Annotated in this window: 19 protein-coding genes; 3 read left to right on the top strand and 16 right to left on the bottom strand. The window is 53.5% G+C overall.

Going from position 1 to position 20,596, the window contains the following annotated elements; all coding sequences use genetic code 11:
• Window positions 1-149: 149 nt before the first annotated feature.
• Window positions 150-1,532, bottom strand: coding sequence for a glutathione-disulfide reductase (gene gorA / locus NH344_RS05320; RefSeq protein WP_044630057.1), 1,383 nt, complete (start codon window positions 1,530-1,532; stop codon window positions 150-152).
• A 163-nt stretch (window positions 1,533-1,695) separates the two neighbouring features.
• Here gorA and can point away from each other — a divergent pair, with 163 nt between their 5' ends.
• Window positions 1,696-2,343 carry a carbonate dehydratase gene (can, locus tag NH344_RS05315; RefSeq protein ID WP_044630058.1) on the top strand — a complete coding sequence of 216 codons (648 nt, stop codon included), beginning with the start codon at window positions 1,696-1,698 and terminating at the stop codon, window positions 2,341-2,343.
• 19 nt (window positions 2,344-2,362) lie between these two features.
• Here the strand turns inward: can and NH344_RS05310 are convergent, their stop codons facing one another.
• From NH344_RS05310 to NH344_RS05285, 6 genes are all read right to left on the bottom strand, one after another.
• Window positions 2,363-2,905: a cytochrome c gene (locus NH344_RS05310; RefSeq protein WP_230834196.1), complete on the bottom strand. Its 543-nt coding sequence runs from the start codon at window positions 2,903-2,905 to the stop codon at window positions 2,363-2,365.
• Window positions 2,890-3,507: a peptide-methionine (S)-S-oxide reductase MsrA gene (msrA, locus tag NH344_RS05305; protein WP_044630059.1), complete on the bottom strand. Its 618-nt coding sequence runs from the start codon at window positions 3,505-3,507 to the stop codon at window positions 2,890-2,892. Before msrA ends, NH344_RS05310 begins: the two co-directional genes overlap by 16 nt.
• Before the next feature lie 16 nt (window positions 3,508-3,523).
• A complete protein-coding gene (locus NH344_RS05300; RefSeq protein WP_253027625.1) occupies window positions 3,524-7,519 on the bottom strand; it encodes a translocation/assembly module TamB domain-containing protein in 3,996 nt (1,331 codons plus the stop codon).
• A gap of 48 nt (window positions 7,520-7,567) precedes the next feature.
• Window positions 7,568-9,418, bottom strand: a complete 1,851-nt coding sequence (locus tag NH344_RS05295; RefSeq protein WP_253027604.1) for an autotransporter assembly complex family protein — start codon at window positions 9,416-9,418, stop codon at window positions 7,568-7,570.
• Between the two features lie 66 nt (window positions 9,419-9,484).
• The gene (locus tag NH344_RS05290; protein WP_253027603.1) at window positions 9,485-10,318 is read right to left on the bottom strand and encodes a hypothetical protein; all 834 of its coding nucleotides are present in this window, start codon (window positions 10,316-10,318) and stop codon (window positions 9,485-9,487) included.
• Window positions 10,319-10,327: 9 nt separating this feature from the next.
• Window positions 10,328-11,620, bottom strand: coding sequence for a nucleotide sugar dehydrogenase (locus NH344_RS05285; RefSeq protein WP_062374466.1), 1,293 nt, complete (start codon window positions 11,618-11,620; stop codon window positions 10,328-10,330).
• Between the two features lie 205 nt (window positions 11,621-11,825).
• On the opposite strand from NH344_RS05285, the gene ubiG reads away from it, so the two are divergent.
• A complete protein-coding gene (ubiG, locus tag NH344_RS05280; RefSeq protein WP_253027602.1) occupies window positions 11,826-12,569 on the top strand; it encodes a bifunctional 2-polyprenyl-6-hydroxyphenol methylase/3-demethylubiquinol 3-O-methyltransferase UbiG in 744 nt (247 codons plus the stop codon).
• Window positions 12,570-13,241: an HAD-IA family hydrolase gene (locus tag NH344_RS05275; protein ID WP_044630064.1), complete on the top strand. Its 672-nt coding sequence runs from the start codon at window positions 12,570-12,572 to the stop codon at window positions 13,239-13,241.
• A gap of 20 nt (window positions 13,242-13,261) precedes the next feature.
• On the opposite strand, the gene NH344_RS05270 is transcribed toward NH344_RS05275, so the two are convergent.
• Genes NH344_RS05270 through ruvB form a run of 9 tightly spaced genes read right to left on the bottom strand, consistent with a single transcriptional unit; the run spans window position 13,262 to window position 20,550 of the window.
• Window positions 13,262-14,023 (bottom strand): YciK family oxidoreductase, encoded by a 762-nt coding sequence (locus NH344_RS05270; protein WP_044630065.1) that lies wholly within the window; start codon window positions 14,021-14,023, stop codon window positions 13,262-13,264.
• Between the two features lie 33 nt (window positions 14,024-14,056).
• Window positions 14,057-14,866: a tol-pal system protein YbgF gene (gene ybgF, locus NH344_RS05265; protein ID WP_044630066.1), complete on the bottom strand. Its 810-nt coding sequence runs from the start codon at window positions 14,864-14,866 to the stop codon at window positions 14,057-14,059.
• Between the two features lie 47 nt (window positions 14,867-14,913).
• Window positions 14,914-15,456 (bottom strand): peptidoglycan-associated lipoprotein Pal, encoded by a 543-nt coding sequence (gene pal / locus NH344_RS05260; protein ID WP_044630067.1) that lies wholly within the window; start codon window positions 15,454-15,456, stop codon window positions 14,914-14,916.
• 45 nt (window positions 15,457-15,501) lie between these two features.
• The gene (tolB, locus tag NH344_RS05255) at window positions 15,502-16,788 is read right to left on the bottom strand and encodes a Tol-Pal system beta propeller repeat protein TolB (protein ID WP_044630068.1); all 1,287 of its coding nucleotides are present in this window, start codon (window positions 16,786-16,788) and stop codon (window positions 15,502-15,504) included.
• Complete coding sequence (tolA, locus tag NH344_RS05250) at window positions 16,788-17,930, bottom strand: cell envelope integrity protein TolA (protein ID WP_128082410.1); 1,143 nt, start codon at window positions 17,928-17,930, stop codon at window positions 16,788-16,790. The genes tolB and tolA overlap by 1 nt, the downstream gene beginning before the upstream one ends.
• A 13-nt stretch (window positions 17,931-17,943) precedes the next feature.
• Window positions 17,944-18,381, bottom strand: a complete 438-nt coding sequence (tolR, locus tag NH344_RS05245; protein WP_044630070.1) for a protein TolR — start codon at window positions 18,379-18,381, stop codon at window positions 17,944-17,946.
• An 11-nt stretch (window positions 18,382-18,392) separates the two neighbouring features.
• Entirely contained in the window at window positions 18,393-19,088 is a 696-nt protein-coding gene (gene tolQ / locus NH344_RS05240) for a protein TolQ (RefSeq protein ID WP_044630071.1), read from the bottom strand.
• An 11-nt stretch (window positions 19,089-19,099) separates the two neighbouring features.
• Window positions 19,100-19,516 carry a tol-pal system-associated acyl-CoA thioesterase gene (gene ybgC, locus NH344_RS05235; protein WP_044630072.1) on the bottom strand — a complete coding sequence of 139 codons (417 nt, stop codon included), beginning with the start codon at window positions 19,514-19,516 and terminating at the stop codon, window positions 19,100-19,102.
• Window positions 19,513-20,550, bottom strand: coding sequence for a Holliday junction branch migration DNA helicase RuvB (gene ruvB / locus NH344_RS05230; RefSeq protein WP_044630073.1), 1,038 nt, complete (start codon window positions 20,548-20,550; stop codon window positions 19,513-19,515). The genes ybgC and ruvB overlap by 4 nt, the downstream gene beginning before the upstream one ends.
• Between the last annotated feature and the right edge of the window lie 46 nt (window positions 20,551-20,596).

The raw sequence follows: 20,596 nt of genomic DNA, 5'->3' as shown, positions 1-20,596 counted from the left end.
TCGCATCTTCTATAATTTTTGGTTATCAAACGAGCGTTACGTACTCTAGCATCAAGTTTCTGGCTACCATCAGAGTTTAGATCAGTGATACCGATGCGCGAGACAAAAAAGGCGAGCCGAAGCTCGCCTATTGCTGTTGATCAATAAGGTTAATAGCGCGCGGGGGTTCGCATGGTGACGAACTCTTCGGCCCCAGTGGGGTGAATACCTACCGTACGGTCGAAATCTTCTTTGGTAAGGCCTGCTCGAACGGCGATGGCAATACCCTGAATCAGCTCGCCTGCTTCTTCACCTACCATGTGGGCACCGACAACAACATCGCTGGCGTCATCGACAATCAGTTTCATCAACATGCGCTCCTGGCTACCGGAAAGCGTGTGCTTCATGGCTCTGAAATCAGTGCGGTAGACCCGTATTTTGGAAAACTTCTCCCTAGCCGCCTCTTCAGATAAGCCTACCGTACCGATATTGGGATGACAGAAAACGGCAGTAGGAATGGTGTCATAGTCCAATGGCCTAGGCGTTTTTTTATGGAAGTGAATATCCACCAGTTGCATCGCCTCTGCCAGGGCGACGGGCGTTAATTCAGGCCCAGCGATTAGATCACCCAAAGCTAGTATTGAAGGAATCTGCGTCTCATAACGCTCATTCACGGACAGCTTGCCTTCGCTGTTTAGCTCAATCCCTAGTACATCGATACCCAGGCCGCTTGTATTCGCCTTGCGCCCAGTTGCGGCAAGCACCGCATCCACTTCTAGGGTTTCCCCAGTGGTTAGCTCAACCTGCAGAGCACCCTCTGTCCGTTCAATGCGCGCAATGTTGGCAGAAAAATGGAGGTTAACGCCCTTTTTGGCCATTTCATCACGCGTGAACTCGCGGACTTCCTGGTCAAACCCTTTTAAAAGCAGGTCGCCTCGATAAATCAAATGTGTCTCGCTGCCCAATCCGTTAAAAATACTGGCGAACTCGACGGCAATATAGCCACCACCCAGTACTAAAAACCTTTCAGGAAAGCTATCTAAGTCAAATACTTGGTTAGAGGTTAAGGTAAGATCGCTCCCTGGAAACTCGGGTACCCAGGGCCAGCCGCCTGTCGCGAGTAAGATTTTTTCGGCGCTGACGCTCACTTCGCCATCTGCATTGGTTAGTGTCACTGTGTGTGGATCAACAACGCGGGCCCGAGCGTTAAACAGTGTTACCCCTGCGCTTTCTAGCATGCGCTGGTAGATGCCGTTAAGCCGTTTGATTTCGCTGGTTTTATTATCTCTTAACGTAGGCCAATCGAAGGTTGCTGGTGAGGCCAGCCGCCAGCCAAAACCTGCCGCATCATCAAAGCTGTCATGAAAATGAGCAGCATACGAGTATAGCTTTTTGGGTACACAGCCCACGTTGACACAAGTACCGCCTAAATAGCGATCTTCCGCAACAGCAACACGTGCGCCGGTAGCTGCTGCCATACGTGCCGCGCGAACCCCACCTGAGCCCGCTCCAATTACAAATAAATCGAAGTCATATGCAGCATCCGCTGACATGGTTATCTCCTATCCACTGCCGTGCTTACCCTCTGCTAAGGTAAGCGCTAAGATTGACCTTCTATGCAAGGGGGGTTAAAACGCCCTACCTTGTAACAAAAATGCTGCTGCGCTACGCATGGGCTCCCTCAACCCCTGAATAATGTTATCTCACGGAGATTCGATGTCTGATCAAATTGCTACGCTGCTGGATAATAATCGCGTTTGGGCTGAACGGATGTGTGAAGAGGATCCGGACTATTTCAAACGCCTTTCTAGCCAGCAAAACCCCGACTATCTATGGATTGGCTGTTCGGACAGCCGTGTACCGGCTAACCAGATTATTGCGCTACCACCGGGTGAAGTCTTTGTACACCGTAACGTGGCTAACTTATTGCATCACACCGATATGAATGCCCTATCGGTTGTGCAGTACGCGGTGGACGTTCTTAAAGTCAGACATATCATGATTGTTGGCCACTACGGATGCGGTGGCATCAAGGCTGCTGTCACCGGTGGCGAGTGCGGCATTGTCGATTACTGGCTGCACTCAGTGCGTGAACAGTACAACCGCCACCGCGACACGCTAGAGCATCTGCCCATGGAAGATCAGATTGATCGCATGTGCGAGCTAAATGTGAAAGCCCAGGTCAACAGCCTGTGTCGAACCAAAATTCTGCAGCGTGCCTGGCAGCGAGGCCAAGAAATTTCAGTGCATGGCTGGGTTTATGGCCTAAGCGATGGCCGCGTTAAAGACTTAAACTGCACCATCAGTGGCCTGGAGCAAGTGGCGACCCTTTATCGTATTGATCGCGTGCAACCAAGCGACTGATTTAAGCGCTTCGCCTGCCCTAATTGTAACGGTAGGCGCGGTGACAGCTGCGGCAGCTTAACCCAACCTCTGAAAAAGCGCGTGTGGCTGCCCGGTAATCTTCCTGCTCAGCTGCTTCCACAAGCGTGGACACCTTTTGCTCTAAGTCCGTGAAGCCCGTCGCAAATTGATCCCATTCTTCCCAGATCTCTGGTTTCGCATCTGAACCTCGCCCATGGGTACCTGCGATAAACGCAGGTAAAAAATGTGCTTGCGTCGCTTTTTCTTGCAGCTCAGCTAGTCGGGGGGCGGCACCTTGAGCATCTTGATTATTCACTAGGTCAAAGCGCAGCTGCCTCAACAGGCGCTCTAAGTCTTTCAACTCATCCTGTCGCCAGATGACCGCTTCACGCTCGCTAGCAAAGGGCGTCTCGTCAACAGATTGCGGCATTGCCGGGGCTGCTTGCTCAGCGTGAGCCCCTATGCTGAAAAAGCCTAACACCGCAGCAGCTAACGTAGCCTGCGTAAGGCGTTGGGGTTGCAAACAACGAAGCATCTTTTCACCCCTCAGCCAATCGGACACGTGACACCCGTACCTTTCAAGCCACAGTAACCGCCTGGATTTTTATCTAAATACTGCTGGTGATACGCCTCGGCATAATAGAAAACGTCAAGCGGCTTAATTTCCGTCGTGATACGGCCTCTATCGGCACGCTGTAGGGCCTCTTGGAAAGCTTCTGCACTCTTCTGAGCAGCGGCAAGCTGTGCCTCCGTAGTCGTGAAAATGGCCGAGCGGTACTGGCTGCCAATATCGTTACCTTGGCGGTTTCCTTGGGTGGGGTCGTGTTGTTCCCAAAAGATTTGCAGTAAATTTTCAAGGCTTACCTTTTTCGGATCATAAACCACTCTGACCACTTCGGTATGCCCTGTTAAGCCTGTACAAGTCTCTTTGTACGTTGGATTGGGCGTGATGCCCCCAGCATAGCCCGCTGCCGTCACATAGACTCCCGGCTGCTGCCAAAACAGCCGTTCTACCCCCCAGAAGCATCCCATACCCAATACAATTTCCTCATAACCTTCAGGAAACGGTGGGTGTATAGAGTGTCCGGTAATGGTATGAAGGTCGCTGGTCTCAATGGGGGTATCGCGCCCTTCTGGTGCTTGCTGTTTCGTAAATAGCGTCATAACACCCTCTTCTATTCTATTGCTGCGGATAAATATAAGGATCGCCTGAGCGCGTGAACGTGTAAATTAGGTCAACGGCTTGGCTAGCACCAGACACCGCCTGTAGATACAGGTTCCGCCATAGCGTATAGCGTAAGGTTAGTTCTGCAATTGGGGAGAAAATACCTACGCCATAGCTAATGCGAAGATCATCAGACAGTTGGCCACTCACCGCTACCTGACTGTCGTCACCCGCCCCGGTGGTATCAAGTGTCAGGTCATCAATTCCAAACGCTTCTCCGATAGAGCCAACGGCCCCACCGGTGCGGCCAAGGGACATACCAATGAGCGCAGTGGTTAGTGCGCTATCAACACCACCACCTGAAGCATCCGGCGCGCGGCCGCGTAGCAAATACGATAGCGCACGGGTCTCGTCCATCGCGGGCTCTGAAAAGATCATCACATTGGGCTGTTCGGCATCGCCTGTTACGCGCAGCCCCGCAATCACATCATCTTCGGTGATATCCGGGTTGCGGATGGCCTCAAAATCTAGCACTGGCAAGCCCGGAGGACCACTAAAGATCAGTTGACCACGACGAATCAATAGATCTTGCCCGAATGCCTGGAAACGGCCATTTACTAAGTTGACGTCGCCAAACAGCTGAAGCGCTCCGCTATCCTGACGAATCTCCAGGCTACCGCCCAATCCTGACTCCAGGCCATAGGCGGAAATTTGCATATCGCGCCCAAGATTCAGTGTAATCAGCACATCCAGAGCCATACCGGTGTCTGCCAGTTCATCAGCTGCACTGGGATCATTCCCAGCCTCTGCCGCAAGACGTGCTTGCCGTTCAGCCTCACGATCATCGCGCTCGGTAATGATAATTTCATCCGGGCTTGGCGATGTTGCTGACGAAGGTAGATCACCCACCTCTAAGCGAGCCCAGGGAAGATCCACATTGCCCCGTACCTGCAGACGCTTTGGGGTAATACGAATGCGAATATCTGGCGCGGCTTCCAGGCGACCGAACTGCGGTAATACCACCAACAAAGGCTCTTGAGTTGCGTTTAGGTCTATGCCAATACGCCACGCTTCATCGGTAGGCCAATAAGCGTTACCGCTAATCGAAAGCCGGCCTCGCTCGGCAGCGAGAAAACCGTCTATATTTCCCTCTTCGCCATCAAAGGCTACCGCCAGCTCGCCATCCACAATAGTAATGGGAATATCGGGCCCGCTAATACGCAGGCTGCGTAAGGCTAGTTCACCCTGTAAATCAGGCTGGCTTGTGGTGCCACCAATTTGCACGTTGCCATTTAAGCCGCCTTCAAGCTCATCCATACCCACCAACATAGGGCGATAGGGAGCTAACGTGATGTTATTTGCCCGTAGCTGACCATCAAGCACTCCCTGACCCAATGGGTCGTTTACCGCTAGATTAAGCGTAAGCTCACCTACTTCCGACAGAGCAAGCAGTACATCCGCTTGGGCCTGTGCTTGATTGGCTTCAATTTTCGCATCCAGATTAATAGTGGGAAGCTCTACTGGCTGACCATAATCATTGACTGCCGTGATGGCTAACTCACTGAGCAGCTGAAGATTGGCTTGCCACTGGGCGCCTCCCTGCCCCCAGTTGGCTACTAGATCCGCCGTGGTATCACCTTCAAAGCTCCACTCCTCTGGCAAGAAAGGTTCCAGCATCTCCATGGGCACTTCGCGAACACTCAGCACTGCACGCCCCTGGTCGGATGACGCGGTAATGGGCTCTTCAGAGCATACGAGGCCACCCTGCAACCGACGCAGGCAGAAAGGTGTTAAGCGTGCCTGGCCGTTAGCAAGGTTGTAAGTGATATCCAGCGGCGCTTCCAAGCGAATGTCCCCTGCTTCTGAATCAACTTCCAGCGGGGTTAATCGCGCCTGATACTGTTGAGCCTGCTGGTTAAAGCGCCCGTCTAAGGCCAAATTAGCTTGGCTCAGAACGTTATCGGCTTCGCCTGTGGTGCTGAGTTGCAAGGCATGCTCGGAAAGTCGCCCGGTGAGGTCAAGGGCGACCGACGCTAGCGCTTGCCCACCTGCATTAACGCCTTGCAGATCCAGTTCGATATTGAGATCGGGGTCGTCAAGACCCTCGACATTACCCGACAGAGAGAGCGTAGTTAGCCTATTTTCAGCAAAGCGTAAACTGCGACCATTCAGCTCTACTACCACTTCTGGCCGGGAGAAACTGCCTTGGGCTTGAATATCACCGGTTAATGTCCCTGCTAGATCAGGATGTAAGCTTTGGAGCTGATTCAGCGCGATATTGGCCTCAAGAGACATCGCCTCTTGGCTGAGTTGTCCTGATGCCGTTAGACGGTTATCACCTTGGGTAAAGAGCAGCTCTTCAATATCAACTTCCAGTTCGCTGTTAGCCTCAAGAGAAGCTTTGAGCGTGAGTGGGTACTCCTGTAGCTGCCCTTGGATATCTAGCTCCGGCAGGCTAATGTCCCAGCGCTCGCCGCGCTGGCGTACGCTGGCGACGATATCGCCACTTAGATTGCCAGCTAGCTGCGGAACAAACAGCGATGGATCTACATTTTCCAAGCGCACGTTGGTATCGACCTCAATCGCTTCTTCCCAGCTTACCCGGCCCTCGCTGCTAAGCTCACTATCATTAATAGTGAGGGTGAGAGGTGACCAATGGAAAGAGGCTAAACCGCCCTCTCCACTCAAACGGATGGCGGTGGCAGGCACTTGTGGGCCTTCGGCATTCGTTTCAAGCGTTACTTGATAGGCCTCCAGGCTGCCGTTGACACCAAGGCTAAGGTTTTCTAGCACGTAGCTCTCAGCTGTAGTGGCAGGTTCATCCGATGACGCCTCTGGAATCTCGCTGTTGTCAACTAGCGGCCACTGCAAACGGTCGCTCTCTAGTTGCGCTTCAAATGGGAGCGTGGGAGCCAACGCATCTACTTGTGCAGTCAATGACGCATTCACGGGCCCGGTTGCGTTGAGATTCGCGGCCAGGTCAGCAAGGCTACCAGAAAGATTCAGTGCCACCTGCTCACCGCTAAGTGCTGGGAATAATTCGGGTAGCCATAGTTCTGCACGAACCGCAGCATCCAGTGGGTAGTCGCCGCTTAGAGTGACATTGGCAGATAAGGTGGCGTCAGCATCAGGTGTGGCAAGCTCCAGAGTGCTTAGCGTTATGTCGCTGCCCTCGGCCCGAGCTTCTACAAGCAGTCGCTCAACCTGATACTCAGCAGCGCCACTTATTGTTACGTCAGTGACTAACAGTGATGCCAGCTCTACGTTAATCGGCAGCTGAATCTCGGGAAGCGTAAGCCGCTCACGCTCGCTAAGGGCAATAGCCTCATTGTCAGCCGCAGGCTTCGCCGGCTGAGCTAGCTGAATAGCGCCGTCTATACCGGCGGCGTTTAGCGATGTATCTATCTTTTGCGTCAACAGCACGCCGGGAGATGGCGGCAAGTAGAGAGAAAGCTCTTCCAGTGTGGTAGGTGCGATAGTGACTTGCTGCTGCTCGGCGGTTATGGAAGTAGCAAATGCTTCCCAGCCCACTTGTGTACCGTCGGCCAGCGTCAGCTGTACGTTATTGAGAGCGATATCGCGCAGTTCAATCGGAAACGGCAGATAAATGCTGAACGGTGCATTGCTTTCCTGTGGCGGCTCCTCGGTTGCTGAGCTTTCAGCTAAGCGAATATCTGCACCCTCAACGCGTAGCGTGTCTAAGCATAACTGACCGGATAGCAAGCAATCTTCTGCCCAGGCAAGCTCAAAATCCGCTAGCGTAATTTGAGTGCCACCAACAGCCATTTGAAAGCCTTGCAGACGAAAGCTATCCAGTAGCGCGCCCTCTTGCTGCTCGTAGGTGAAAAAACCACGTTGTTCACCTTGGGAAAACAGCTGCCCGGTTCCCCAAGGGGAGAGCGCCACCCCGGCAACTAAGGCAATTAACCCAAACAGCCATAACGGCAATACGATGATAAGGCGTAACAGGCTCCAGAACGCTAACCAAGTACGGCGCTTAGGTGAGAGCATCTGACGGTTTTGGGGCGCTTTTGAATCAACCTTAGCCAAAGAGCTCTCCTAGAATTCTGGACCAATCGAAAAGTGCACGCGGAAAGCGTCGTCGATATCAAAGGGATGTGCGATGTCGAAACGTATCGGGCCAACGGGAGACACCCAGCGCACGCCCACGCCCGCACCTGTTTTAAGGCCAGTCGGGCCCCAATTATCGAACGCATCCCCTGTATCAATAAAGGTGGCGCCCCACCAGTCTCCCGTAACACGACGCTGATACTCTAATGTGGAGGTCAGCATTTGTTGGCCGCCACGTAAGCGACCTTCTTCATTACGCGGTGACAAGCTCTCGTAGGAGTAACCGCGTACGCTGCGATCACCGCCTGCGAAGAAACGCAGCGATGGCGGAAGCTTGTCAAAGTCACCGGTCTCGATAGCGCCAATGCTTAATCGAGCTAAAAAGCGGTTGTCATTGCCGATGGTGCGAATCCATTCGGTATCGCCGGTTAGCCGGGTGAATTTGGCGTCAGACCCCCAGGCTCTGTCAGAGTACTCAATCGATAACTGCTGACGATCGCCCCACAGAGGAAAACGTTGAGGACGAGTGCGGGTTCGCGACCACTGAATCCCTGGATAAAACAGCCAAACCTCATCAGCTTGGCCGCCCTGGGTAAAGTCTTCATACGTTGTGCGGAAGTAGAGCGTTTGTACCCAACGGTTCTCAAATTCCCAACGCCGAGCCACTTCTACGGTGCCTTCCAAGGATTTTGTGTCGCCATCGTCAATATTGCGCACGCCATACTGCAGGCGGTAGTTATCCCGTATCGGGTCCTCTAGCGGAATATTGTATACCCCCGTAAAACGCTGTTCAGGGGCAGAAAGATAGAGATCATGATCCAGACTGTGACCAAACCGGTTGATCCATGGCTGCTGCCAGCCAAAATGCAGGCGTGGGCCTACATCTGTGGCATAACCTATACCTACCTCAAACTGGTGGCGATCTGCCGGTTCGACACTGACATCGATGGGCAAGCGGGTATCGTCACGGCTGTTAATACTGAGAGCACTGGCAAGCGCTGCGCTACTTACTCTAGAGCGTTCAGGCTGCGATGCAGTGGCTTCGTTCCACCAGGGCGACCCTCCACTCGGCGGAGCGATTGTCAATTCTTGAGCTGTTTCCAGCCGGGGCCGTACGGAGACAGAACTAAACCATCCTGTTTCAGCTAAACGCTGATTATAGCGGGCCAGGGATTCCGCTAGGTAAGGCTCACCAGCACGAAACGTCTGCATTTTTCGCAGCCGCTCAGGTTCAATATGGCTGCCCGTAATAAATGTATCGCCAAAGTGATAGCGTGGCCCGCTATCAAAGGCCATATAGAGGCGAGCGCTTTCCAAGTAAGGGCGCACTTCCATCCGTCGATCTGAAAACCCCCAGTCGAAGTAGCCCCGCTCAATAGCTAGACCGGCAAACTGGCTACGTAGACTGTCCCAGGGGGCATGACGCAGCGGTTCCCCCTGCTTTAAAGGAAAATCATCAAGCGCGTCTTGGAAAGGGGGGTCATTGTTCGCATCCCCTGTAATACTGATGTCGAGTACTTCAATCACTACCTGAGGCCCTGATTCAATACGCACGGCGATGGGCGGCTGATCTAGCTCGACAGTAATATCAGGTTCGTAATAGCCATATACTCGCATGGCTTCTTGCGTGCGCTGGCGTATTTCACCTTCCAAGCGGGCATCGGTGTACTGGTCGGCCTCAATATTTTCTAAATAGGCCTCAATATTAACTAGCACACGCCCATCAACACCGCTGATGTCTGCTTCAAGGGCCCAAGAGACCGATGAAGCAGACATCAGCGGCAGCACCAGTAAATACGCCACTTGTTTGGCCGTAGGCCACCGCCGTTGTCTTCCCATACCGTTATATCCCTAACCCTATCACCGGCTTAGTGGCTTGTTTATTCCACATCGTGATGCTGCTATTTAATTGCGCAGCATTTCCATCTGCGCACTAAAGGCTAGCTGCGCCTGCCGGACCTGCCGTAAGTCGCTCTCAAGCGTGTTTAAGCGCTGGGTCCACTGCGCTTCCAGCGCTGTTAATTCAGCTTGGCTAGCAGGCTCTTCTTGAGTATTAACTTCAGCGACAGTAGAAGAGAGCTGCGTTAACTGCTGCTCGACATTTTCCCGCCAGATACTCAACTGCTCTTCAGTAGCGGTTCGGTCGCTGGCTACCTGGCGCTCCATGGTATCGAGCCGCTGGTTGATGACCCCCTCTAAATGAGTAACCTCCTCCACTAAATTTTGCCTACCAGAGGTACCCGCTTGCTCTAAGGCATCTAGCGATGTCCGAATAGCGGCTAGCTGGCTATCACGAAGGGCTGCTTGCTCCTGAAATTGCTCGAATCGTTGTGAAAATGTCTCAAGGGCCTCATTTGATACAAGCTCTTCATTTTCTGTGAGAAGCCCGTAGAGCTCTTCACGCGTATTAGTCAATGCCACAGCCAGCTGCTCCTGCTCTTGGAATAGAGTGGATATCTGAGCTTGTACAAAGGTTATCGCATCTTGGGCCTCTGTGTCATCGGAGTCGAGCCTTGCATGAAGATTAGACACCTCACCACTCACACGATGCACTTCTGCTAGCAACCTCTCTCTTTCGTACCAAACCCCTACTGCTGCTGCGCCTAATAGCAACATCAACAGAATCAATACGAGCCAAAGCGGCCATAATCGCGGCCCCCTGCGATGGCGTAAGTGCTGTGCTGTCAGGCTTTGATCCACGTCGGGAACAATACGCTGAGATGAAGTGACATCGGACATATGTTTTCCTTAGGGCGTCGTTGGATCGGCGCGTCGTCCAATTCCCCGATAATGTAAGCCGCAGCTGGCTACAAAAGTGGGGTCGTAGATATTGCGTCCATCCAATATTAGCTTTTCGCGTAGCAGTGAGGCTAAGCGGTGCCAGTCAGGATTCCAGTAGGCTTTCCATTCGGTCACTAGCATCAGGGCGTCTGCACCCTGGCAGGCAAGATAAGGATCATCCTCGAACGTCATTAAATCATTCCGCTGCCCAACCGCCGAGTAGAGCGCTGGAATAGCCGCCGGGTCGTGTAGTTTGACCGTGACTCCCTGTGCCCAGAGCGCTTCAAGCAGCGTTAACACCGGTGCATGATCAATCCGGGCGGTGCCTGGTTTGAACGCGGCACCCCATATCGCTACCGTTTTGCCTGCTAAATCACCCTCAAAAAATCCCCACAACTTTCTGAACAGCGTCTCTTTTTTCTGCTCATTGATGTCCATCACCTGCTCAAGCAGCGCCGAGTAGCGACCACTGGATGACTGAACATCGGCTAAGCGCATCAAATCACGCGAGAAGTTAGGGCCACCAAAGCCACATCCTGGATAAAGGTACTCAAACCCTATCCGCGTATCTGCGCCCATACCCTGGCGTACATGCTCAACGTCCACTCCTAACGTATCGGCAAGACCTGCAATTTCATTCATATAACTGATACGGGTAGCCAACATACCATTGATGGCCAGCTTGGTCAGTTCAGCGGCACGACAAGGCATGCATTGAAACACTTCGCTACGACGATTGAAGGCACGCAGTAGCTCTCTTGTCATTTGCTCACCCATGGCGTCATCGCACCCGAGCAGCCAGCGCACTGGACGAGTAAAAGAGAGCCAGGCTCGCCCTTCTTCCAGAGTGTCAGGCAGTGCCACACGGCTATGCTGGTGTCCCATTAGCGAATGCAAACGCTCGGTCTCGCCCACTGGGAATGTTGAATTATTGACCAGCACCGCGCCGCTGTACTCCTGAAACATTGGGTGTTGTAAAAGCGAATTGGCTGACTGACGCTGACTAGGAGAAAGCGCTAACCAAACAATATCAGGCGTTTCAGAGACGTCAGGAGTAGCAACGATGGTTAAGTTGCCTGCTGCCATGGCTTGCTCAATCTGTGCCATCAGCGATGGTTCTCGGCGTAGCCAGTCAGCACTGGCCAGCGTTGGCCAGGGAACGCTCTCGTGGAGTAACCAGTCAACGTGATGACCTACCCAAGCAAGCGCCGCCGCCGCAGTTGCGGCGCTTAATTCACTACCATGCAGCAATACACGCATTCAGATGCTCTCCCTGGCCAATAAGCGCCGATAAAATAAAGTGTTAGGCGTCATGCTGAGTTCCTTTCCATGCGTTTCGCGTTAGGAGTGGTTAGAATAACCATAATACTCAACGTTTGAGTGGATGCCACCTTGCCGCTAACCACCGCGAAATGGCAAACCATATTCATTTCACTCAAGACCAACTGCCGATGGGGGTTACACCATGTCAGTGACACTTCAGGATAGCACCACTCGCCGCTATCAAGACAACGTCGATGCCGCAGAAGTTGCGAAATTTGAAGCACTTGCCAGTCGCTGGTGGGATCCAGAGAGCGAATTTAAACCGCTTCACGATATTAACCCTCTGCGCTTGGACTTTATCGATGCTCGGGCTGGGCTGGCTGGTAAGAAAGTGCTGGATGTAGGTTGCGGTGGCGGTATTTTGAGCGAATCGATGGCCCATCGAGGAGCCAGCGTGACGGGCATTGACCTAGGGGAAGCACCGCTAGGGGTGGCGCGGCTTCACGCTGAAGAGAGTGGCGTTACGGTAGAGTACCGGCATATCAGCGTTGAAGGTTTAGCCGCTGAAGAGCCCGGGCACTACGATGTGGTGACCTGCATGGAGATGTTGGAGCATGTACCCGACCCCGCTTCGGTTATCCGTGCCTGCAGTACACTGGTTCGCCCTGGAGGCTATGTATTTTTCTCAACGCTTAACCGCACACCGAAGTCTTACGCCTTTGCCATCCTAGGGGCCGAATACGTGTTGAAGCTGCTGCCCCGTGGTACCCACGACTACGCCAAGTTTATTCGCCCTTCCGAAATGGCGAACTGGGCGCGTACGGCATCTCTTGAGGTGCGTGAGCAAACGGGACTTACTTATAACCCTATTACACGGCACTATCGTCTGGTTCCTCATGATGTATCCGTCAATTACATGATGTACTGCCGCAAAGCGAGCGAGTAAATGTTGATACCCTCCCCCCAGGCGATACTGTTTGATTTAGATGGCACATTGGTAGATACCGCCCCCGACTTGGCTGCCGCAACTAACGCGTTAAGAGCCCATCACGGCTTAGCGGCCCTGCCGTTCCAGGAAATACGTGGGCAAGTGTCTAATGGTGGCAGCGCCCTGGTCACGCTGGCGCTTGGCCTTGAAAGCGGTAGTGACGAGCATGATGAGGCAAGGCAGTTCTTGCTGGATGCTTACGAGCAAGCGGTGGCGGTCCATAGCAAGCTTTTCGAGCCGTTAAATGAGTGGCTAACGCAGTGGCACAGTGAAGAGCGACTTTGGGGAATTGTGACTAATAAACCGCGGCGCTATACCTTGCCGCTTTTGGAAGCGCTGGCGCTAACGCCAGGGGCGCTGCTCTGCGCTGATGACTTAAGTGTTAAAAAACCTGCGCCTGAGCCGCTTTGGGAAGCAGCTAAACGCCTCGGTGTTTCCCCCGAGGCGTGCTGGTATATCGGCGACCATGTTCGCGATATGCAAGCGGCTAAAGCAGCCGGTATGACGGCTGTCGCCGTGGGCTATGGCTATATCAGTGAAGAAGACGACTACCAGAGCTGGCCTGCCGACCTGTGGTTTACAACGTGTGATGAGCTGGTAGCCGCTCTTCATGACCACCGCACTGATTAGCCTTCGCCAGTGTGGAAACGTTAGACGCGTGGCGGCTGGGCATCAAACTTCTGGCCGCTAACGCCTTTACTATCAGGCCCCATCAGCCATAGGTAAGTGGGCATGACCTCTTCAGGCGTACGCAGTGTAAACGGATCTTCACCTGGGTAAGCAGTGCGGCGCATTTGGGTACGCGTAGCACCTGGATTCAGCGTATTCACCCGAACATTCGTCTGATTCTCTAATTCATCAGCCAGCACCTCCATAAATCCTTCTGTGGCGAATTTTGACACAGAATAGGCACCCCAATACGCTCGCCCTTTACGGCCAACGCTGGAGGAAGTGAAGATAACCGATGCATCATCAGACGCCTGGAGCAATGGCAGCAGCGCTTGAGTCATCCAGATGGGACCATTGATATTGACCTGCATTACCTGACTCCACAGTTCGGGATTATACTGCTCGAACGGAGTAATGCGGCCAAGCAGCCCAGCGTTGTGCAATAACCCATCTAGACGGCCAAACTCTTTATCCAGCGTTTCTGCCATATCGTGAAAATCTTTGAGTGTCGCCCCTTCAAAATTGAGCGGAAAAATAGCCGGCTGTGGCCCGCCAGCCGCTTCAATTTCATCATAAACGCGTTCAAGTTTAGCAATAGTGCGGCCTAGCAATATAACGGTAGCCCCATGACGGGCATAGGTTAATGCCGCCGCGCGGCCAATCCCATCTCCCGCACCGGTTACCAACACGACGCGATTTTCTAGCAGATTGGGCGCTGGTTGATAGTCGATTTTGCAGCTCATGAGGTTTCCTTGAAGCTAAAAAAGTAAACGGTATTAACCCGCCGACTGGCGTAAGAAGTCATTGGCCAACCCAGCGGCACTGCTTTGGGGATAGTCATCCCGCACTTGTTCCAACAGCTCGCGGCTACGCTCTGCTTCGCCTTTACGCGCCTTAACCAAGCCGAGCTTGTAGAGTGCATCGGGTACTTTGGTACTACCGTTGTACTGCTCAATAACGCGCGTGAAGGCTTGATCAGCTGCATCTAACTCACCCTCTGCAGCATAAAGTTCGCCCAGCCAGTAATGGCCGTTCGCCGTCAAGCTACTTTCTGGGTGGTCGGCCACAAAGGACTCAAAGGCCGCAATAGCATCTTCAAACTGGCGCGCCTGAACGTGGGCAAATGCAGCTTGATAAGCCGCTTGTGCGTCTTCACTTACATTACGGGCGGAAGGCGCTTGCACAACCTGCTCCGCTACTTCTGGCTCAACTTGAGGCGTTGCCTGCTCAATTTGACTGGGCGCGCTGCTCATCAAGCGGTCTTCAATATCCAGGTATTGCTGCTGCGATTGGTTTCGCAGTTGCTCTAACTGGTGACGCAGTTCTTCAATCTGGCCACGCAGCTGTTGAATTTCCTGCTGGTGCTCTTGCACTTGGTTAAACAGGACAAGATTACCGCCTGACGACTCTTGCCGCTGAGTTTGCTGATAAAAGCTATTGGACGAACCTGAGGAGAGGTCTTGGACCAGCGGCTGCTGCGCCAAGGCGGATGCTGACAGAAGGGATAAAGGCAATACGGACAGCGGGAGCGCTATGGCTCCCGCACCGCACAGCCTCTCAAAATAGCGTTTGAGACTGTGATTCATGATAGCTCCGAGTGATACAGTTGGCGTGCCAGGGCACGCCAATACTATCAGTAGTTAAAGACGACGCGACGGTTTTGCGAGTAGGCGCTTTCGTTTTGGCCACTCACTGCCGGACGCTCTTCACCGTAGCTAACCACGCTCATTTGTGAAGGTGATACGCCCTGAATATTCAGGAAACGCTGTACGGCTCCCGCACGACGCTCACCTAGCGCCATGTTGTATTCACGGGTACCGCGTTCGTCGGTGTGACCGTGAAGAACAACACGGGCGTTCGGGTTAGCACGCAGGTAGCGCGCATGAGCCATTACCACAGATTCGTATTCGCTCTTAATGGTATCGCGATCGTAATCGAAGTAAATAGTGCGTACTTCAGGAATACGAGAATCCGCCTGCTGACCAGCAGCGCCAGAACCTGACGTTGAGCCATACTGACCACTAGTGCCAACACCAGACGTGCTAGACCCCATACTGCTGCCATCCTGGCTTCCGTACGAGTCTCCGTCTTGGGTTCCGCCGGTGCTGGAACAGCCAGCGATAACTACGATAGATAAAGCGACTGCTAATGAGCGAGCCAACGGCTTAAGTTGCATAATCAGACTCCTTGCCTGAAAACAGAAGTTAGTGCTGTTCATCTATTAATTTAAGAAAGGTGACCACGCGGGATCACGTACATCACCTTGTGCTGCGGGCAACCTAAATGACGAGCGGCCATCGGCTGAAACGGCACTTAGTACTCCGCTACCACCCTGTTGGGTAGCGAAGATTACCATGGTCCCGTTCGGCGCAACACTAGGAGATTCATCTCTTGTTGATTCGCTTAATACCACTAAGCGGCCACTCTCAAGATTCTGCTTCGCCACTTGAAAACCGCGGCTGGAACGGTGAATCAAAAAGATTTCTTCACCGTCTGGCGAAAAGCGTGCACGGGCGTTGTAGTTGCCCGTAAAGGTCAGTCGGTTGGTCTCTCCACTGCCTAACGAGGTTTGATAAATCTGCGGGCCACCGCTGCGATCCGACGTAAAAATCAAGCTACGACCATCAGGAGACCACGCGGGCTCGGTATCGATACTGTTGCTGTTAGTAATACGGTCCAGCGAACGGTTAGCTACGTCCAGCACGTAAATTTCTGGCTGACCGTCTTTGGATAACGACATGGCGATACGACGGCCATCTGGCGACCATGTTGGCGCACCATTGATACCACCAAATGAGGTGGCTTGAACGCGCTGACCTGTATTAACGTCTTGGATGTAGATAGACGCCTTGCCTGTTTCGAAAGAGACATACGCCAGCTTGCGGCCATCCGGCGACCAAGCGGGCGACATAATGGGCTGATCCGAGGTCAGCACCTGCTGGCTTCGACGGCCATCGGCATCAGCCACATACAACCCAAACTGCATGTTATCGCCTAGGCCCTGAGCCGTAACGTAAGCAATGCGGGTTGAGAAAGCGCCGCGAATATCGGTAATCGCCTCGAAAATTTGGTCACTGATGTAGTGCGCCGCACCACGAAGGTCGTTGCCACTGGCAGTCACGGTTTCACTGATCATGGGACGTTGGCCGCTAATATCGACCAGGTCGAACTGCAACTCATAACCGTTGCCTGTCTGCTGCGCGCGCCCAACGACGAGATAACGCACGTCCAGCGATCTCCAAGTGCCAAACTCTACGTCAGACGCTTGGCTTGGACGGTCGAACATAGCACTACGCTCTAGCGGTGCGAAAAATCCGCTACGTTCAAGGTCGTCTTGTACAATTTGCGCGACATCTTCAGGTAGGCCTTCGCTGCCTGCGAATGGCACGACCCCGATAGGCAACGCCTGATCGCTACCACGCGTTATCTCAATGGTTAAATTGGCGCTTGCTACGCTGCTGATTAGTAGCAGTATGCAAAAAAACCACACTTTGCTTAACGTTTGCATCAGCGAACATCCCCCGGGGTAAATCGCAGATTAAATTGACGTAAAGTACGCTGCTGTTCCGCTGGCAAGTCACGTAACTCGCCAAACGGTGCTGCATGTTCCACCGCCTGCATAGCTGAGCGATCAAAAGCACTATCACCGCTGGATGAAGCGACAGAGGTCGCTAGTAGCTCACCCGATGGACCAAGCCTCACTTGTATCGTAGCACTCATTGCGTTGCTCGCTCCTGGAGGGATAACCCACGCTTGCTCTACAGCACGCCGGACAATGTTAATAAAGCTGTTTGCCGCCTGTTGGGCCTGCTGTGCATTAGCGGCCGCTTCTGCCTCGCCTGCTAACTGACGTTGCATGGCCGCTTCGGCTGCCTCAGCAGCACGACGCTCTTCTGCTTCACGCTGTTTCTGGGCTTCTGCTTCGCGAGCGCGCTGCTCCTCCGCTTCCCGTTGGCGACGAGCTTCTTCCTCCCGCTGGCGCTGTGCTTCGGCTTCACGCTCACGTTGTTCTTCCGCTTCGCGCTGGCGTTGGGCTTCTGCTTCACGGGCACGTTGGGCCTCTTCTTCCCGAGCGCGTTGCTCTTCAGCCTCACGTTGGCGCTGAGCCTCGGCTTCCGCCCGTGCACGCTCTGCTTCCGCTTCACGCTGGCGCTGGGCTTCGGCCTCTGCCTGCGCACGCTGCTCTTCCGCTTCACGTGCCTGGGCTTCTGCCGCTTGCTGTTCGGCTAATCGCTCAGCTTCTTCTGCGCGACGCTGGGCTTCGGCTTCGGCTTCAGCTTCTGCTTGGGCTTGTTCTAGCGCGCGAGCCTGTTCCGCTGCCTCAGCTTCTGCTTCGCGCTGGGCTGCCTCGGCGGCAGCTTGCTGCTCCGCCGCGGAAGGCTCATCGCTAGGCGGCTCTGGATCGGGCTCTTCGGGTTCAGAGGCATTGTTCATTGCGGCCTGTTGCTCAGTGACTTGCTGGGCCTGATCAGTGAACGTTTCCGTGCTCACGAACGTCGCTTGTACGATCGAAGAAGAGTCTGGTTCCGCCGACATGCTGGGCAGCTTGACCAAGCTAAAGATAACCACGAGCAAGTGCACGGCAACAGCCAAAATCGTTGGCCACGTGTAGCCAACGTCTTGAGGGTCACGCGGTGGTTTTACAGCCATGTGCGACTCGCCCTTAACCATCTTGGGGCGGCTCTGAGAGCAGCCCTACGTTGGCGACACCCGAGCGCTGCAGTGTGCTCATCAGCAGTACAATCTGGCCATAAGGCACATTGCGATCTCCGCGCACCATCACAGGCGTACCGGGACGACGCTGAAGAATAGCAGTCACTCGCTCCGACATTTGCTCCAGAGAAACCGCCGTCGAATCTTCTCCCAGAGTAATAAAGTAGCCGCCATCGCGATCTACCGAGATGATGATCGGGTCATTATCTTCCTGGGTTTCAATAGGCTCAGAGGTGACCTGAGGCAGATCTACTTGAACGCCTTGTGTCAGCATGGGAGCAGTAATCATAAAAATGACAAGCAGTACCAGCATCACGTCGATAAAAGGGACAACGTTGATCTCCCCCATCGGCTTGCTTTTGCCGCTACGATTGAACGGACCTTGCATGGCAGACTCCCTTAACTAGCGCTAGGTTTGCCGTCACGTCCTTGCAAGTTACGGTGCAAGATTGCGTGAAACTCTTCAGCAAAGTCTTCATATTTACCCAGTAAGCGAGAAGCGTTATTGGATAGACGGTTGTAGAAAATAACAGCGGGAATCGCTGCGAAAAGTCCCATTGCCGTGGCAATCAGCGCTTCTGCAATCCAGGGTGCAACGGTCGCTAGTGTGGCTTGCTGGGTCATGGAAAGCGATTGGAATGAGCCCATAATGCCCCATACCGTACCAAATAAGCCGATATAAGGGCTGGCGGAGGCAACCGTTGCCAGAAAAACAAGATGTTGGGTCAGGCGGTCTTCTTCCCGCGACCAGGCGACTCGCATGCTGCGCTGGACACCTTCCAGTACCGTATCGGCACTGCGGGTTTTAGGCATCAGGCGGTTAAATTCCCGAAAACCTGCCTGGAAAATGTGCTCCGCTCCATGACGAGGGTCATCAGCGGGAATTTCGCGGTAGAGCTCGTTTAGGTCAACACCTGACCAAAACGACTCTTCAAACTGGTTGTACTCTTGCTTGGCTCGGCGTAGCGCAATGCTACGCTGAAAGATCACCACCCATGAGAGGATTGACCCCACCACTAGGAGCAGCATGACCAGCTGTACCACAACGCTGGCACTCATTATTAAGTGGGGAATGGACATGGTGTTATCGTTCACAGTTGCCCTCATCAATCAATTAATGTCGTTTTCGACTGGGGTGTGGTGTTAAGCGACAATGGCCACGCTTTTGGACGCAGTGTCGTAGCGTTTAAGCAGGCTATCTCGACTGTTGCGGAGCACAAGAGTTCCTCGTCGCGCCGAACCTGTTGTTCAAATGTCATCCGGCAACGACCTTTTTCCGCAATGTTGGCAGTTACCGTCAGTGCCTCATCCAATCGTGCGGGTTTGGCATAGTGGCAGGCCATGCGGTATACCACTAGCTGCGTACCTTCGTCTAGCAACGTTTGCTGGTTAAGGCCTAATTCTCTTAGCCACTCGCTGCGCGCCCGTTCCATAAACTTCAGGTAGTTAACGTAGTAGACAATTCCACCGGCGTCAGTATCTTCCATGTAAACACGCACTGGTATGCTAAATTCGCCCGTCATGGCCGACGTTCTCCCTCAACATCAATTGACTGTTCGTGGGGCGTCTTATCAAAGTGCAGCCAGGCTTGACGAGTCACCACACGGCCTCTTGGTGTACGCATCATTAGCCCCTGCTGAATCAGATAAGGTTCAATCACATCTTCGATGGTATCGCGCTCTTCACCGATGGCGGCAGAGAGTGAGTCAACGCCCACCGGGCCACCATCGAATTTGTCGATCATCGCCAGCAGTAAACGGCGGTCCATGTGATCCAAACCGTGGTGATCGACATTTAGCATATTGAGCGCCGCATCCGCTAATGTCACATCTACAACGCCATCTCCCTTTATTTCGGCGTAGTCCCGCACTCTGCGCAACAGTCGGTTGGCGATACGCGGCGTACCACGGGAGCGGCGCGCGACTTCAATGGCACCTTCATGGCTGGTTTCAACGCCTAGTAGCCGTGCTGAGCGGGCGACAATCTCGGTCAGCTCTTCCAGGTTATAAAACTCAAGACGCTGAACGATACCAAAGCGGTCACGCAGCGGTGAGGTCAACAACCCCGCACGAGTGGTGGCGCCCACCAGCGTAAATCTGGGCAGGTCAAGTTTAATAGAACGTGCGGCGGGCCCTTCGCCAATCATGATATCGAGCTGAAAGTCCTCCATCGCGGGATAAAGGACCTCTTCCACCACGGGTGAGAGGCGATGGATTTCATCGATAAACAGCACATCGCCCGGTTCAAGATTGGTCAGCATAGCGGCGAGATCCCCCGCGCGCTCCAGCACCGGGCCAGAAGTAGATTTAAGTCCCACGCCCATTTCAGTAGCGATAATATTCGCCAACGTCGTTTTACCTAAGCCTGGCGGTCCGAACACCAGCGTGTGGTCTAAGCTCTCTTCGCGTAGCCTGGCTGCTCCAATAAAAATCTCAAGCTGTTCGCGAACCCGAGGCTGGCCAATATAGTCTTTGAGATGTTTCGGACGAATAGCATAGTCGATGCGCACTTCGCCCTGCTCTGGCTCAGCGGCAATTAATCGGTCGTGTTCTAACATAAAGACTCTTCTAGAGTGCTGACTAATGAGTACACGCTATTGCACT

The organism is Halomonas sp. Ps84H-12 (assembly GCF_024124725.1).
GTDB lineage: Bacteria > Pseudomonadota > Gammaproteobacteria > Pseudomonadales > Halomonadaceae > Vreelandella > Vreelandella aquamarina.
Note: the sequence above shows the minus strand (reverse complement) of the source record. Positions and strands in the feature narration are given on the sequence as shown.